Origin of the sequence: Streptomyces kunmingensis (assembly GCF_039533535.1) — a bacterium.
GTDB lineage: Bacteria > Actinomycetota > Actinomycetes > Streptomycetales > Streptomycetaceae > Streptomyces > Streptomyces kunmingensis.
Map to the genome: position 1 here is coordinate 217,442 of NZ_BAAATS010000012.1, position 13,558 is coordinate 230,999.

Annotated in this window: 11 protein-coding genes and 1 tRNA gene; 3 read left to right on the forward strand and 9 right to left on the reverse strand. The window is 70.9% G+C overall.

Annotation, left to right across the window (positions count from 1 at the left end):
- The first annotated feature begins 6 nt into the window (after positions 1 to 6).
- On the forward strand, positions 7 to 195 hold the full coding sequence (locus ABD366_RS15730; protein WP_164304152.1) for a DUF5703 family protein: 189 nt from the start codon (positions 7 to 9) through the stop codon (positions 193 to 195).
- A gap of 107 nt (positions 196 to 302) precedes the next feature.
- On the opposite strand, the gene ABD366_RS15735 is transcribed toward ABD366_RS15730, so the two are convergent.
- The 3 genes from ABD366_RS15735 to ABD366_RS15745 form a co-directional block, all read right to left on the reverse strand.
- Positions 303 to 1,091 (reverse strand): chaplin, encoded by a 789-nt coding sequence (locus ABD366_RS15735; RefSeq protein WP_324769364.1) that lies wholly within the window; start codon positions 1,089 to 1,091, stop codon positions 303 to 305.
- A gap of 150 nt (positions 1,092 to 1,241) precedes the next feature.
- Positions 1,242 to 1,475 carry a chaplin gene (locus ABD366_RS15740; RefSeq protein WP_324769363.1) on the reverse strand — a complete coding sequence of 78 codons (234 nt, stop codon included), beginning with the start codon at positions 1,473 to 1,475 and terminating at the stop codon, positions 1,242 to 1,244.
- Positions 1,476 to 1,610: 135 nt separating this feature from the next.
- Positions 1,611 to 2,936 carry a M20/M25/M40 family metallo-hydrolase gene (locus ABD366_RS15745; protein WP_324769361.1) on the reverse strand — a complete coding sequence of 442 codons (1,326 nt, stop codon included), beginning with the start codon at positions 2,934 to 2,936 and terminating at the stop codon, positions 1,611 to 1,613.
- Positions 2,937 to 3,131: 195 nt separating this feature from the next.
- Here ABD366_RS15745 and ABD366_RS15750 point away from each other — a divergent pair.
- Positions 3,132 to 3,216: transfer RNA gene (locus ABD366_RS15750), tRNA-Leu, on the forward strand.
- Between the two features lie 69 nt (positions 3,217 to 3,285).
- Complete coding sequence (locus ABD366_RS15755; RefSeq protein ID WP_324769360.1) at positions 3,286 to 5,163, forward strand: serine/threonine-protein kinase; 1,878 nt, start codon at positions 3,286 to 3,288, stop codon at positions 5,161 to 5,163.
- A 44-nt stretch (positions 5,164 to 5,207) separates the two neighbouring features.
- Here the strand turns inward: ABD366_RS15755 and gnd are convergent, their stop codons facing one another.
- The 6 genes from gnd to tkt are packed head-to-tail and all read right to left on the reverse strand — an operon-like array spanning position 5,208 to position 13,557.
- Positions 5,208 to 6,086 (reverse strand): phosphogluconate dehydrogenase (NAD(+)-dependent, decarboxylating), encoded by an 879-nt coding sequence (gene gnd / locus ABD366_RS15760; protein ID WP_324769359.1) that lies wholly within the window; start codon positions 6,084 to 6,086, stop codon positions 5,208 to 5,210.
- A 6-nt stretch (positions 6,087 to 6,092) separates the two neighbouring features.
- Positions 6,093 to 7,751 (reverse strand): glucose-6-phosphate isomerase, encoded by a 1,659-nt coding sequence (gene pgi / locus ABD366_RS15765; RefSeq protein WP_324769358.1) that lies wholly within the window; start codon positions 7,749 to 7,751, stop codon positions 6,093 to 6,095.
- Positions 7,744 to 8,748, reverse strand: a complete 1,005-nt coding sequence (opcA, locus tag ABD366_RS15770) for a glucose-6-phosphate dehydrogenase assembly protein OpcA (protein ID WP_324769357.1) — start codon at positions 8,746 to 8,748, stop codon at positions 7,744 to 7,746. The genes pgi and opcA overlap by 8 nt, the downstream gene beginning before the upstream one ends.
- On the reverse strand, positions 8,745 to 10,277 hold the full coding sequence (zwf, locus tag ABD366_RS15775; protein WP_324769356.1) for a glucose-6-phosphate dehydrogenase: 1,533 nt from the start codon (positions 10,275 to 10,277) through the stop codon (positions 8,745 to 8,747). The genes opcA and zwf overlap by 4 nt, the downstream gene beginning before the upstream one ends.
- The gene (tal, locus tag ABD366_RS15780; RefSeq protein ID WP_324769355.1) at positions 10,274 to 11,422 is read right to left on the reverse strand and encodes a transaldolase; all 1,149 of its coding nucleotides are present in this window, start codon (positions 11,420 to 11,422) and stop codon (positions 10,274 to 10,276) included. The genes zwf and tal overlap by 4 nt, the downstream gene beginning before the upstream one ends.
- 38 nt (positions 11,423 to 11,460) lie before the next feature.
- Positions 11,461 to 13,557, reverse strand: coding sequence for a transketolase (tkt, locus tag ABD366_RS15785; protein WP_324769354.1), 2,097 nt, complete (start codon positions 13,555 to 13,557; stop codon positions 11,461 to 11,463).
- Position 13,558 lies beyond the last annotated feature (1 nt).

Consider the following 13,558-nt stretch of genomic DNA (forward strand, 5'->3'; position numbering starts at 1 on the left):
GATGCGATGCCGGAATACGAATTTGTCGACGTGTACGTGCCGCGCGGGGTCTCCCGCAAGGATGCGACGCGTCTGCTGACAGACCATGCAGAGTACGGACACTGGGAGTTGGACCGACTGAGTCTGCGCCGCGACGGCAGTCGCCGCGTGCGGCTGCGCCGCCGGATCATCCGCCAGCTACGGGCCACCTGGTGACCTGAACCTGACGGGGGCCGACGAGAACGGAGTGGGCCCCGCCGACGCGGGGCCCACTCCGTTCGTACCGCCCGTACCCACTCGTGCCGTGTGCTCGGTCTAGGCCGTCACACGGTCGCCCTGGCCCGCCGGTAGAGCACCGCGCCCGCGAGCAGTGCGCCCGCGCCCACGGGGATGGCCGCACCGATCGGCAGCGAGCTGCCGGTCATCGCGAGCTGCGACTCGGCCTTGGGCTGACTTACGGTCTGCGCCTGCGGCTGGTTGGGCTTCTCCTCGCTGACGTTGCCGAAGTAGTGCCCGCCACGGGTCTCCGGAGTGCCCGGAGTGCCGGGGTCACCCGGAGTGTTCGGGGTGCCCGGGTTGTCCGGGGTGCCCGGGTCGTGCGGCTTCGACGGCGGCTGCTCGGGGCCGCCGGGCGGCGTGGTGTGGTCCTCGCCGCCGGGGTTCGCGCAGCCGTTCCCCATCGCCGGGTTGAGCAGTCCGACCACGTTGACCGAGTTGCCGCACGCGTTGGCCGGCACGTCGACCGGTGCCTGTACGTGGTTGCCCGAACCGACGCCGGGCGAGTTGCTCGCGGAGCCGTCGGCGTGCGATCCACCACCGGAGTGGTGCGAGCCGCCGCCCCCGTAGCCGCTGTCGCGGTCGCCGTCGTCCGAGGCGTTGGCGCACTTGTTCCCCATGGCGGGGTTGAGCAGCCCGATCACGTTGACCGTGTTGCCGCACAGGTTGACCGGTGCGTGCACGGGGGTCTGAACCGAGTTGCCGGACGCGACGCCCGGCGAGTTCGACGCGGCTCCCTGCGCGCCGGAGTCGGCGTGCGCGTAGCCGCCGGTGACAGCGAGCACGCCGCTTGCCGCTGCCACGGTGATCAGGCCTTTGCGTGTGACCTGTCGCATAGCTTTCCCTGCCTTATGACGTGTCCAAGCACTGCGGAAGGCGCGGGGGCCGGTGTGCCCGCGCGCCGAATGCCCAATCGGCCCCGGAGTGCGCAGCGCGCATTCCGGGGCCGACGGACTCAGACCCTCAAGGGGTGGAGCCCAACGACGTCAGTCGTTGACGCAGGTGTTGCCGAAGGCGGGGTTCAGCAGCCCGATCACGGAGACCGTGTTGCCGCAGACGTTCACCGGCACGTGGATGGGCGCCTGGATGACGTTGCCCGACAGCACACCGGGGGACTTCACGGCGGCACCCTGGGCACCGGCGTCGGCGGCGGCGATACCCGCGCACGCGAGCACGAGACCACCAGTGGCAGCCGCAGCAGCGACGACCTTCTTGATCATTGTTCCTCCTCGTTGGCAATGCAGTCCCAGCCGCGGACTGCACTCCTTGTAACGAGGAGAAAGTGATAGGGCTACGAGCTGATGTTTCCTTTCACTCTTTCCGGTCAACTACGCACGCACGCCCGAATGTTGGGATCACGACGCGTCGATGAACCGGTCGAGCACCCGGACACCGAACTTGAGTCCGTCGACCGGGACCCGCTCGTCGACGCCGTGGAACATGCCCGCGAAGTCCAGCTCCGGCGGCAGCTGGAGCGGGGCGAAGCCGAAGTTGCGGATGCCGAGTTCCACGAAGGACTTGGCGTCGGTGCCCCCGGAGAGCATGTACGGGATGGCCTTGCCGATCGGGTCCTCGGCGGCGATCGAGGACTGCATGGCCGCGACCAGCGCCCCGTCGAAGGTCGTCTCGACGGCCTTGTCCGCGTGCACGTCCTCGCGCCTGACCTTCGGGCCGAGGATGCGGTCGAGGTCGGCGAGGAACTCGTCCTCGTGGCCGGGCAGGAACCGTCCGTCGACGTGGGCCGTGGCCTCGCCGGGGATCACGTTGACCTTGTAACCGGCGCCCAGCTGCGTGGGGTTGGCGGTGTTGCTGAGGGTGGCGCCGATGAGCTTGGCGATGCCGCCGAGGCGGACCAGGGTCGACTCCATGTCCTCGGGGTCGAGCTCGGTGCCGAGGGCGTCGCCGAGCTCGTCGAGGAAGGCGCGGGTGGTCTTCGTGACGCGCACCGGGAACTGATGGCGGCCGAGCCGGGCGACCGCCTCGGACAGTTCGGTGATCGCGTTGTCCCGGTGGATCATCGAGCCGTGCCCGGCGGTGCCGGCCACGGAGAGCTTCATCCAGTGCATGCCCTTCTCGGCGGTCTGGACGAGGTAGAGCCGGCGCTGCTCGCTCACGGTGAACGAGAAACCGCCGACCTCGCTGATCGCCTCGGTGACCCCCTCGAACAGTTCGGGGTGGTGGTCGACGAGGTGATGGGCGCCGAAGGTGCCGCCGGCCTCCTCGTCGGCGAGGAAGGCCAGGACGATGTCGCGCGGGGGCTTGCGGCCGGTGCGCAGCCGGTCGCGGACGACCGCGAGGGTCATCGCGTCCATGTCCTTCATGTCGACGGCGCCCCGGCCCCATACGCACCCGTCGGCGACCTCACCGGAGAAGGGGTGGTGGGTCCAGTCCACCGCGTTGGCCGGTACGACGTCGGTGTGGCCGTGGATGAGGAGCGCGGGCCGCGACGGGTCCTCGCCCTCGATCCGGGCGACCGTGGAGGCGCGGCCGGGGTGGGACTCGAAGATCTTCGGCTCGAGGCCGACCTCGGCGAGCTTCTCCGCGACGTACTCGGCGGCCTTGCGTTCGCCCGGGCCCGAGTGGTCGCCGTAGTTGCTGGTGTCGATCTGGATCAGTTCACGGCAGAGGTCGACGACCTCGTCCTGTCCGGAGACGGCCCTGCCCGTGCTCGACTCGCTCACGCTTGTTCCTCTCTCCCTGTGGATCCCCCTCATCCTCTCTCTCCCGGCGCCCGCGCCCAAGGCCGGGCCGCCCTCGTCACGTGCCGTTCACAGGCCGGAGGGGCGGGTGGACGGCGTGATCGGAGCACTCCGAATCTTTGGTAATGTTCTCCGTGTCGCCGCGGGAAACGCCCCGCACAGTGCGGCAGACACCTTGTCCGGGTGGCGGAATGGCAGACGCGCTAGCTTGAGGTGCTAGTGCCCTTTATCGGGCGTGGGGGTTCAAGTCCCCCCTCGGACACAGCGAAAGACCCCAGGTTCTCCTGGGGTCTTTCTGTATTCGCCGGTCGGAGACGGGGTGGAGTGCGGCGTGGTGACGAACGGTGGGCCCGGCACGGAGGGTTTCCGGCCGCTGGAGGACGGCGATCCGCGCATGGCGGGCGGCTACCGGCTGATGGCCCGGATCGGCTCCGGCGGCATGGGCCGCGTCTACCTGTCGTACACGCCGGGCGGCCGGGCCGTCGCCGTGAAGGTGATCCGGCCCGAGCTGGCGGAGGACCCCGAGTTCAGGCGCCGGTTCCGGGCCGAGGTCGCCGCCGCGAGCCGGGTGCACGGGCTGTACACGGCGCCGGTCGTGGACAGCGACACCGAGGGATCGATGCCGTGGTGCGCGACCGCGTACGTGCCCGGCCCCTCGCTCGCCGAGGCGGTGCGCGCGCACGGGCCGCTGCCGGTCGACACGGTGCTGCGGCTCGTCGCCGGTGTGGCGGAGGCGCTCCAGGCGGTGCACGCGGCGGGCATCGTGCACCGCGACCTGAAGCCGTCGAACGTGCTGCTCGCCGACGACGGCCCCCGCGTCATCGACTTCGGCGTGGCCCGCGCCGCCGACGCCACCTCCGTCACCCAGAGCGGGACGGCCGTCGGCACCGTGGCGTACATGGCGCCCGAGCAGGTCCTCGGCGGCGAGGCGGCCGGTTCCGCGGACGTGTTCGCGCTCGGCCAGACCGCCGTGTTCGCGGCGACCGGGCGGGCCGCGTTCGGCGAGGGCGACCCGCACGCCGTGCTCTACCGAGTCGTGCACGAGGAGCCCGACCTCGGTCGGGTTCCGGACGAGCTGCGGGACCTGGTCGCCCGCTGCTTGCGCAAGCCCGCGGCCGAGAGGCCGTCCGTGGCGGACGTGATCCGTACCGTCCAGGTGACCCGGGAGGCCCGCGGCCTCGACTCGGGGGCGTGGCTCCCGGGCGAGCTGGCGGCGGGGATCGCGGCGCGGGTGGAGGGGGCGCGCGTGGCGGGTGCGGCGCCGACGGACGTCGGCAGTGCCGCGCCCTCGGGTGGGTTCGGGCCCCCGGCCGCCTTCCGGCAGGAGCAGCCGGGTGGGGCGCCGGGCCATCCCGCGTACGCCGCTCCCCCGGCGCAGGGTCATCCGCCGACCTCGCCCTCGCACGCCTCCCTGCCGGGTCCGTTCGTGATGGGGCAGCAGGCGTACGGGAGCCCGGGGCCGGTGCCGGGAACCGATACGTCGTCCTCTGTGCGGACCACCGCCGAGCGCGGGCGTTCGCGGGTCTGGTTGCTCGCGGCTGCGGGAGTGGCCCTGGTCGCCTGTGGGGCGGGCGTCGCGCTGACGCTCGTACCGGATGACAAGGGGACGGACGACGCGGCGAAGGAACCGGCGCACAGCCGGGCGGCCGAGACTGCGGCCGGTGCTTCGCCGGCCGAGTCGAAGTCCGCCTCCCCCAGCGCGTCCGAGAAGCCGAAGGCGTCGAAGTCGGCTGCGGCGCCCGGTCCTTCGGAGCCGTCGGCGCCCTCGACCACCGCTCCCCCGAAGGCGAGCGCGACGCGGCCCGCGTCTCCCAGCGCACCCGCCGCGTCGACGTACGGCGGCATCGTGATGACCAAGAGCCACGATCTGTATCTGGCGGACACCCCGGTGCGGGCGAAGGCCGACGACGGCCGGGCGGACGAGGATCTCACCTACGCCGTCTACAAGTCGGGCGCGGTCCTCGCGCCCGGTACGTCGTCGGGGAGTTCGCTCGCGCTGCTGCCCGCCGGACGGCAGGGCGGCCTCGACGCGTGCAAGGCGGCGACCGGCTACAAGACGTACCTGTGGGTCAAGGAGCTGTCGGTGGGGCAGCAGATGTGCGTGACCAGCGGCACGGGCCATGTGGGGCTCGTGACGTACCGGGGCGGCACGACGGGCACCGCGCCGTCCGCGACGCTCGACGTGAAGGTCTGGCGGAACGCGGCGTAGGCCCGCCGGACCGGGTGGTCGGGCGGGCCTACGGGCTGTGCGGACTACTTGGCGGACTCGACGGCGTGGCCGCCGAACTGGTTGCGCAGCGCGGCGATCATCTTCATCTGCGGCGAGTCGTCCTGGCGGGACGCGAAGCGCGCGAAGAGGGAGGCGGTGATCGCGGGCAGCGGCACGGAGTGGTCGATGGCCGCCTCGACGGTCCAGCGGCCCTCGCCGGAGTCGGCCGCGAAGCCGCGCAGCTTGGCGAGGTGCTCGTCGTCGTCCAGGGCGTTGACCGCGAGGTCGAGCAGCCAGGAGCGGATGACGGTGCCTTCCTGCCAGGAGCGGAAGACCTCGCGCACGTCGGTCACCGAGTCGGCGGCCTCGAGCAGCTCCCAGCCCTCGGCGTAGGCCTGCATCATGGCGTACTCGATGCCGTTGTGGACCATCTTGGAGAAGTGGCCCGCGCCGACCTTGCCCGCGTGGACGTAGCCGAAGTCGCCTTCGGGCTTGAGGGCGTCGAAGACCGGCTTGACCTTCGCCACGTTCTCGTCGGAGCCGCCGACCATGAGGGCGTAGCCGTTCTCCAGGCCCCAGACGCCGCCGGAGACACCGGCGTCGACGAAGCCGATGCCCTTGACGCCCAGCTCTGCGGCGTGCTTCTCGTCGTCCGTCCAGCGGGAGTTGCCGCCGTCGACGACGAGGTCGCCCTCGGAGAGCAGCTCCTTGAGCTCGTCGACGGTCGACTGGGTGGCGGCGCCCGCCGGAACCATCACCCAGACCACGCGCGGGCCCTCGAGCTTCTCGACGAGCTCGGCGAGCGAGGCGACGTCGGAGACCTCGGGGTTGCGGTCGTAGCCGATGACGGTGTGGCCGGCGCGGCGGATGCGCTCGCGCATGTTGCCGCCCATCTTGCCGAGACCGATGAGACCAAGCTGCATGTCTATTCACTTACCTTCGGTGGTGCGGCCGCGCAGCGCGCGGTAGGTGGTGACAAGGGACTGGGTGGAGGCGTCGAGGCCGGGGACCTCGGTGCCTTCGGTGAGTGCGGGTTCGACGCGCTTGGCGAGGACCTTGCCGAGCTCGACGCCCCACTGGTCGAACGAGTCGATGTTCCAGATCGCGCCCTGGACGAAGACCTTCTGCTCGTACAGCGCGATGAGCTGGCCGAGGACCGAGGGGGTCAGCTCGGTGGCGAGGATCGTCGTCGTGGGGTGGTTGCCCTTGAACGTGCGGTGGGCGACCTGCTCCTCGGCGATGCCTTCGGCGCGCACCTCGTCGGCGGTCTTGCCGAAGCCGAGGGCCTGTCCCTGCGCGAACAGGTTGGCCATCAACAGGTCGTGCTGGTCGGCCAGTTCACCGAGTTCCGCGACCGGCTTCGCGAAGCCGATGAGGTCCGCCGGGATCAGCTTCGTGCCCTGGTGGATGAGCTGGTAGTAGGCGTGCTGGCCGTTGGTGCCGGGGGTGCCCCAGACGACCGGGCCCGTCTGCCACTCGACCGGGCGGCCCTGGCGGTCCACGGACTTGCCGTTGGACTCCATGTCGAGCTGCTGGAGGTACGCGGTGAACTTGGAGAGGTAGTGCGAGTACGGCAGCACGGCGTGCGACTGGGCGCCGTGGAAGTTGCCGTACCAGACGCCGAGGAGGCCGAGCAGGAGCGGCGCGTTGGCCTCGGCGGGGGCCGTGCGGAAGTGCTCGTCGACGAGGTGGAAGCCGTCGAGCAGCTCGCGGAACGCGGCCGGGCCGATGGCGATGACCAGGGACAGGCCGATGGCCGAGTCGAAGGAGTAGCGGCCGCCGACCCAGTCCCAGAACTCGAACATGTTGGCCGTGTCGATGCCGAAGTCGGAGACCTTCTCGGCGTTGGTCGACAGGGCGACGAAGTGCTTCGCGACGGCCGACTCGTCACCGAGCGCCGCGAGCAGCCAGGAGCGGGCCGCCTTGGCGTTGGTGATCGTCTCGATGGTGGTGAAGGTCTTCGAGGCGATGATGAACAGCGTCTCGGCCGGGTCGAGGTCGCGGACGGCCTCATGCAGGTCGGCGCCGTCGACGTTCGAGACGAAGCGGAACGTCAGGTCGCGGGCCGTGAACGGGCGCAGCGCCTCGTAGGCCATGGCGGGGCCGAGGTCGGAGCCGCCGATGCCGACGTTGACGACGTTCTTGATGCGCTTGCCGGTGTGGCCGGTCCACTCGCCGGAGCGGACCTTGTCGGCGAAGGCGGCCATCTTGTCGAGGACGGCGTGCACCTTCGGGACGACGTTCTCACCGTCGACCTCGATCACGGCGTCGGCCGGGGCGCGCAGGGCCGTGTGGAGCACGGCGCGGTCCTCGGTCGTGTTGATCTTCTCGCCGCGCAGCATGGCGTCGCGCTGCCCGAACACGTCGGTGGCGGTGGCCAGCTCCTGGAGCAGGGCGAGCGTCTCGTCCGTGACCAGGTGCTTGGAGTAGTCGAGGTGCAGGTCGCCGACCTGGACGGTGTAGCGCTCGGCGCGGCCCGGGTCAGTGGCGAACAGCTCACGCAGGTGCGTGCCGTTGAACTTCGCGCGGTGGTCCTCCAGGGCGGTCCACTGCGGGCGGCGCGTCAGGAGGGGGGTGGTGTCAGGCATGTTCTACGGACTCCTTGGAAGCCTTCGCGTTCTTCGTGGCCGGCGCGGTCTTCGGCGTCTTCGGGGCGGCCTTCGCCGGGGCGCCCTTGGTGTCCCCGTGCAGTGCGACGGCGTACATCTCGTCGGCGTCGAGGCGGCGGAGCTCCTCGGCGATCAGCTCGGCGGTCGAGCGGACCTTCAGGGCGAGGGTGCGCTCGGGCTGTCCGGGCAGGGTGAGGGTGGCGAGGGGGCCTTCGGGGCGGTCGATGCGGATCTCTCCGTTCGCCGTGCCGAGGCGGACCGCGGTGACGACGGGGCCGGCCGTGGTGACGCGCTCGACCGGGACCCCGAGCCGGGTGCCGAGCCAGCGCGCGAGCAGTTCGGCGCTGGGGTTCTCGGCCTCGGACTCGACGGCCGCGGAGACGATGTCGACGCGGGCCTGGTCGAGGGCGGCGGCCAGCATGGAGCGCCACGGGGTGAGGCGGGTCCAGGCCAGGTCGGTGTCGCCCGGCGCGTAGGACGCGGCACGCCGGTCGAGGGCGCCCAGCGGGTCCTCGTCGGCGTACAGGTCGGTGATGCGGCGGGCGGCGAGCGCGCCCAGCGGGTCCTTGGCGGGCTCGTCCGGGGCCTCGACCGGCCACCACACGACGACCGGGGCGTCGGGAAGGAGCAGCGGCAGGACGACGGAGTCGGCGTGCTGACCGACCTCGCCGTGCAGCCGCAGGATCACGGTCTCGCCGGTGCCCGCGTCCGAGCCGACCCGGACCTCCGCGTCGAGGCGGTTGCCCTGGCGGTCGCGCGGGGTGCGGGCGGTGCGCTTGATGACGACGAGGGTGCGTGAGGGGTGCTCGCGGGACGCCTCCTCGGCGGCCTTGATCGAGTCGTACGCGTTCTCCTCGTCGGTGACGATCACCATCGTGAGGACCATGCCCACGGCCGGGGTCCCGATGGCGCGGCGTCCTTCGACGAGCGCCTTGTTGATCTTGCTTGCCGTGGTATCGGTCAGGTCGATCTTCATGGCCTGCGCCAGCTCCGTCCGTCTCGTGCGAGCATCTCGTCCGCTTCCTTCGGGCCCCAGCTTCCCGAGGCGTACCGGGCGGGCTTGCCGTGTCCGTCCCAGTGCTCCTCGATGGGATCGAGGATGCGCCAGGACTCCTCGACCTCTTCCGTGCGCGGGAAGAGGTTGGCGTCGCCCAGCAGGACGTCCAGGATGAGCCGTTCGTACGCTTCCGGGCTGGACTCCGTGAACGACTCGCCGTACGCGAAGTCCATGGACACGTCCCGGATCTCCATCGAGGTACCCGGGACCTTCGATCCGAAGCGTACGGTCATGCCCTCGTCGGGCTGAACGCGGATGACGATCGCGTTCTGGCCGAGTTCCTCCGTGGCGGTGGAATCGAACGGGGAGTGCGGTGCGCGCTGGAAGACGACCGCGATCTCGGTGACGCGGCGGCCCAGGCGCTTGCCGGTGCGCAGGTAGAAGGGGACGCCCGCCCAGCGGCGGTTGTCGACCTCCAGCTTCACGGCGGCGTAGGTGTCGGTCTTGGAGGCCGGGTCGATGCCGTCCTCCTGGAGGTAGCCCTTCACCCGCTCGCCGCCCTGCCAGCCCGCGGCGTACTGGGCGCGGACCGTGGACTTCTCCAGGTCGGCGGGGAGCCGGACGGACCTCAGGACCTTCAGCTTCTCGGTGACGAGCGACGCGGCGTCGAAGGAGGCGGGCTCCTCCATCGCGGTGAGGGCCATCAGCTGGAGCAGGTGGTTCTGGATGACGTCGCGGGCGGCGCCGATGCCGTCGTAGTAGCCGGCGCGGCCGCCGATGCCGATGTCCTCGGCCATCGTGATCTGCACGTGGTCGACGTAGGACCGGTTCCAGACGGGTTCGTACATCTGGTTGGCGAAGCGCAGCGCCAGGATGTTCTGGACGGTCTCCTTGCCGAGGTAGTGGTCGATCCGGAAGACCTGCTCGGGCGCGAAGACGTCGTGGACGATCCGGTTGAGCTCCTTGGCGGACGCCATGTCGTGGCCGAAGGGCTTCTCGATGACGGCGCGCCGCCAGGAGCCCTCGGGGGCGTCGGCGAGGCCGTGCTTCTTGAGCTGCTGGACGACCTTGGGGAAGAACTTCGGCGGCACCGAGAGGTAGAAGGCGTAGTTGCCGCTGGTGCCGCGCTTCTCGTCCAGATCGTCGACGGCGTCGCGCAGCTGCTTGAACGCGGTGTCGTCGTCGAAGTCGCCGGGGATGAAGCGCATGCCCTCGGCGAGCTGGGCCCAGACCTCTTCACGGAAGGGGGTGCGGGCGTGCTCGCGTACGGAGTCGTGGACGACCTGCGCGAAGTCCTGGTCCTCCCACTCGCGGCGGGCGAACCCGAGGAGCGAGAAGCCGGGCGGGAGCAGGCCCCGGTTGGCGAGGTCGTAGACGGCCGGCATCAGCTTCTTGCGGGACAGGTCGCCCGTGACGCCGAAGATGACGAGCCCGGAGGGGCCCGCGATACGCGGCAGACGCCGGTCGCGCGGGTCCCTCAGCGGGTTCTGCCAGGCGGTGACGCTCACTTGGAGGCACCTTCCTTGCCGGCGAGGCGGCCGGCGACCGTGGAGAGCAGGTCGTTCCAGGCGATCTCGAACTTCGAGACGCCCTCGTCCTCCAGCTGCTTCACGACCTCGTCGTAGGAGATGCCGAGCTTCTCGACGGCGGCGAGCTCCGCGCGGGCCGCGTCGTAGGTGGAGGTGACCGAGTCGCCGTGGATGTCGCCGTGGTCGGCGGTGGCGTTCAGGGTGGCCTCCGGCATCGTGTTCACGGTGCCCGGGGCGACCAGCTCGTCGACGTACAGGGTGTCCTTGTACGCGGGGTCCTTCACGCCGGTGGAGGCCCACAGGGGGCGCTGCTTGTTGGCGCCCGCGGCGGCCAGCTTGGCGGCGCGCTCACCGGCGAAGACCTGCTCGTAGGCCTCGTAGGCGAGACGGGCGTTGGCGAGGGCGGCCTTGCCCTTCAGGGCCTTCGCCTCGTCGGTGCCGACCTTGTCGAGGCGCTTGTCGATCTCGGCGTCGACGCGCGAGACGAAGAAGGACGCGACGGAGTGGATGCCGGCGAGGTCGATGCCGCGCTCGTGCGCCTTCTCCAGGCCCGCGAGGTAGGCGTCCATGACGGCCTTGTAGCGGTCCAGGGAGAAGATCAGCGTGACGTTGACCGAGATGCCGAGGCCGATGACCTCGGTGATGGCCGGCAGGCCCGCCTGCGTCGCCGGGATCTTGATCATGACGTTGGGGCGCTCGACGAGCCAGGCCAGCTGCTTGGCCTCGGCGATGGTGGCCTCGGTCTCATTGGCCAGGCGCGGGTCGACCTCGATGGAGACGCGGCCGTCGCGGCCCTGCGTCGCGTCGTACACGGGGCGCAGGAGGTCGGCGGCGGCGCGGACGTCGGCCGTGGTCATCATGCGGACGGCCTCGTCGACGGCGACCTTGCGGACGGCCAGGTCGGCGAGCTGCTCCTCGTAGCCCTCACCGGAGCCGATGGCGGCCTGGAAGATCGACGGGTTCGTGGTGACGCCCACGACGTGGCTCTTCTCGATGAGCTCGGCGAGGTTGCCGGACTCGATGCGCTTGCGGGACAGGTCGTCCAGCCAGATGGAAACGCCTTCGTCGGAGAGAGCCTTGAGGGGCGACGAGAAGGAGGCGGCGTTGCTCATTTTCTGCTTCATCTTCTTTCGGTACAGCGTTCTTACAGCAGGGAAGGTTTTCAGGCGCGGGCGGCGGCGAGGGACTCGCGGGCCTTGGCGGCGACGTTCTCGGCGGTGAAGCCGAACTCGCGGAAGAGGATCTTGGCGTCCGCGGAGGCGCCGAAGTGCTCCAGGGAGACGATGCGGCCGGCGTCGCCGACGTAGCGGTACCAGGTCAGGCCGATGCCGGCCTCGACGGCGACGCGGGCCTTCACGGCGGCGGGCAGGACGCTCTCCTTGTAGCTCTGCTCCTGCTCCTCGAACCACTCGACGGACGGCATCGAGACGACGCGGGTGGCGATGCCCTCGGCCTCCAGGGTCTCGCGCGCCTCGACGGCGAGCTGCACCTCGGAACCGGTGGCGATGAGGATGAGGTCGGGCGTGGCCTTCGACGCCTCGACGAGCACGTACCCGCCCTTGGCGGCGTCCTCGTTCGCGTCGTACGTCGGCACACCCTGGCGGGTCAGCGCGAGGCCGTGCGGGGCCGGCTTGACCGAGCCGCGGCGCAGGATCTCGCGCCAGGCGATGACGGTCTCGTTGGCGTCGGCCGGGCGGACCACGTTCAGGCCCGGGATGGCGCGCAGCGAGGCGAGGTGCTCGACCGGCTGGTGCGTCGGGCCGTCCTCGCCGAGACCGACGGAGTCGTGGGTCCAGACGTAGGTGACGGGGAGCTGCATGAGGGCCGACATACGGACGGCGTTGCGCATGTAGTCGGAGAACACGAGGAACGTGCCGCCGTAGACGCGGGTGTTGCCGTGCAGCGCGATGCCGTTCATCTCCGCGGCCATCGAGAACTCGCGGATGCCGAAGTGGACGGTGCGGCCGTACGGGTTCGCCTCGGGCAGCGGGTTGCCCTCGGGGAGGAAGGACGACGTCTTGTCGATGGTCGTGTTGTTCGAGCCGGCGAGGTCGGCGGAGCCGCCCCACAGCTCGGGGAGGACCGGGCCGAGGGCCTGGAGGACCTTGCCGGAGGCGGCGCGGGTGGCGACGCCCTTGCCGGTCTCGAAGGTGGGCAGCGCCTGCTCCCAGCCCTCGGGAAGGCGGCCGGCGACGACGCGGTCGAGCAGCTTCGAGCGCTCGGGGTTGCCGGCGCGCCACTCGGCGAGCTGCTTGTCCCAGGCGGCGTGCGCCTCGGCGCCGCGGTCGAGGGCGGCGCGGGTGTGGGCGATGACCTCGTCCTCGACGGTGAAGGACTGCTCGGGGTCGAAGCCGAGGGCGCGCTTGGTGGCGGCGATCTCGTCGGCGCCGAGCGCGGAGCCGTGGGACGCCTCGGTGTTCTGCGCGTTCGGGGCGGGCCAGGCGATGATCGTGCGCATGGCGATGATGGAGGGGCGCGAGGTCTCGGCCTTGGCGGCGGCGAGCGCCTCGTGCAGGGCCTTGACGTCGACGTCGCCGTCCTCGCGCGGCGTGATGCGCTGCACGTGCCAGCCGTACGCCTCGTAGCGCGCGAGGACGTCCTCGGAGAACGCGGTCGCGGTGTCGCCCTCGATGGAGATGTGGTTGTCGTCGTAGAGGAAGACGAGGTTGCCGAGCTTCTGGTGTCCGGCGAGCGAGGAGGCCTCGGCGGAGACGCCTTCCTCCAGGTCGCCGTCGGAGACGATCGCCCAGATGGTGTGGTCGAAGGGGCTGGTGCCCTCGGGGGCCTCGGGGTCGAAGAGGCCGCGCTCGTAGCGGGCGGCCATGGCCATGCCCACGGCGTTGGCGAGGCCCTGGCCCAGCGGTCCGGTCGTGGTCTCGACGCCGGCGGTGTGGCCGTACTCGGGGTGGCCGGGGGTCTTCGAGCCCTGCGTGCGGAACGCCTTCAGGTCGTCCAGTTCCAGCTCGTAGCCGGAGAGGAAGAGCTGGGTGTAGAGGGTGAGGCTGGTGTGGCCGGGCGAGAGGACGAAGCGGTCGCGGCCCGTCCACTCCGGGTCGGCCGGGTCGTGGCGCAGGGCCTTCTGGAAGATCGTGTACGCGGCGGGGGCCAGGCTCATGGCCGTGCCGGGGTGTCCGTTGCCGACCTTCTGCACGGCGTCGGCCGCCAGGAGGCGGGCGGTGTCGACGGCACGCTGGTCGAGTTCGGTCCACTCGAAGGGCTTCTCGAAGGGGTCGAGGCCGTCCGGTGTCTGCGTGCTCATC

Bases quoted from the DNA above. Each gene is read 5' to 3' on its own strand.
- ABD366_RS15740 (WP_324769363.1), bottom strand. From the start codon at position 1,475: ATGATCAAGAAGGTCGTCGCTGCTGCGGCTGCCACTGGTGGTCTCGTG.
- pgi (WP_324769358.1), bottom strand. From the start codon at position 7,751: ATGCCTGACACCACCCCCCTCCTGACGCGCCGCCCGCAGTGGACCGCC.
- opcA (WP_324769357.1), bottom strand. From the start codon at position 8,748: ATGAAGATCGACCTGACCGATACCACGGCAAGCAAGATCAACAAGGCG.
- ABD366_RS15730 (WP_164304152.1), top strand. From the start codon at position 7: ATGCCGGAATACGAATTTGTCGACGTGTACGTGCCGCGCGGGGTCTCC.
- gnd (WP_324769359.1), bottom strand. From the start codon at position 6,086: ATGCAGCTTGGTCTCATCGGTCTCGGCAAGATGGGCGGCAACATGCGC.
- ABD366_RS15735 (WP_324769364.1), bottom strand. From the start codon at position 1,091: ATGCGACAGGTCACACGCAAAGGCCTGATCACCGTGGCAGCGGCAAGC.
- tal (WP_324769355.1), bottom strand. From the start codon at position 11,422: ATGAAGCAGAAAATGAGCAACGCCGCCTCCTTCTCGTCGCCCCTCAAG.
- tkt (WP_324769354.1), bottom strand. From the start codon at position 13,557: ATGAGCACGCAGACACCGGACGGCCTCGACCCCTTCGAGAAGCCCTTC.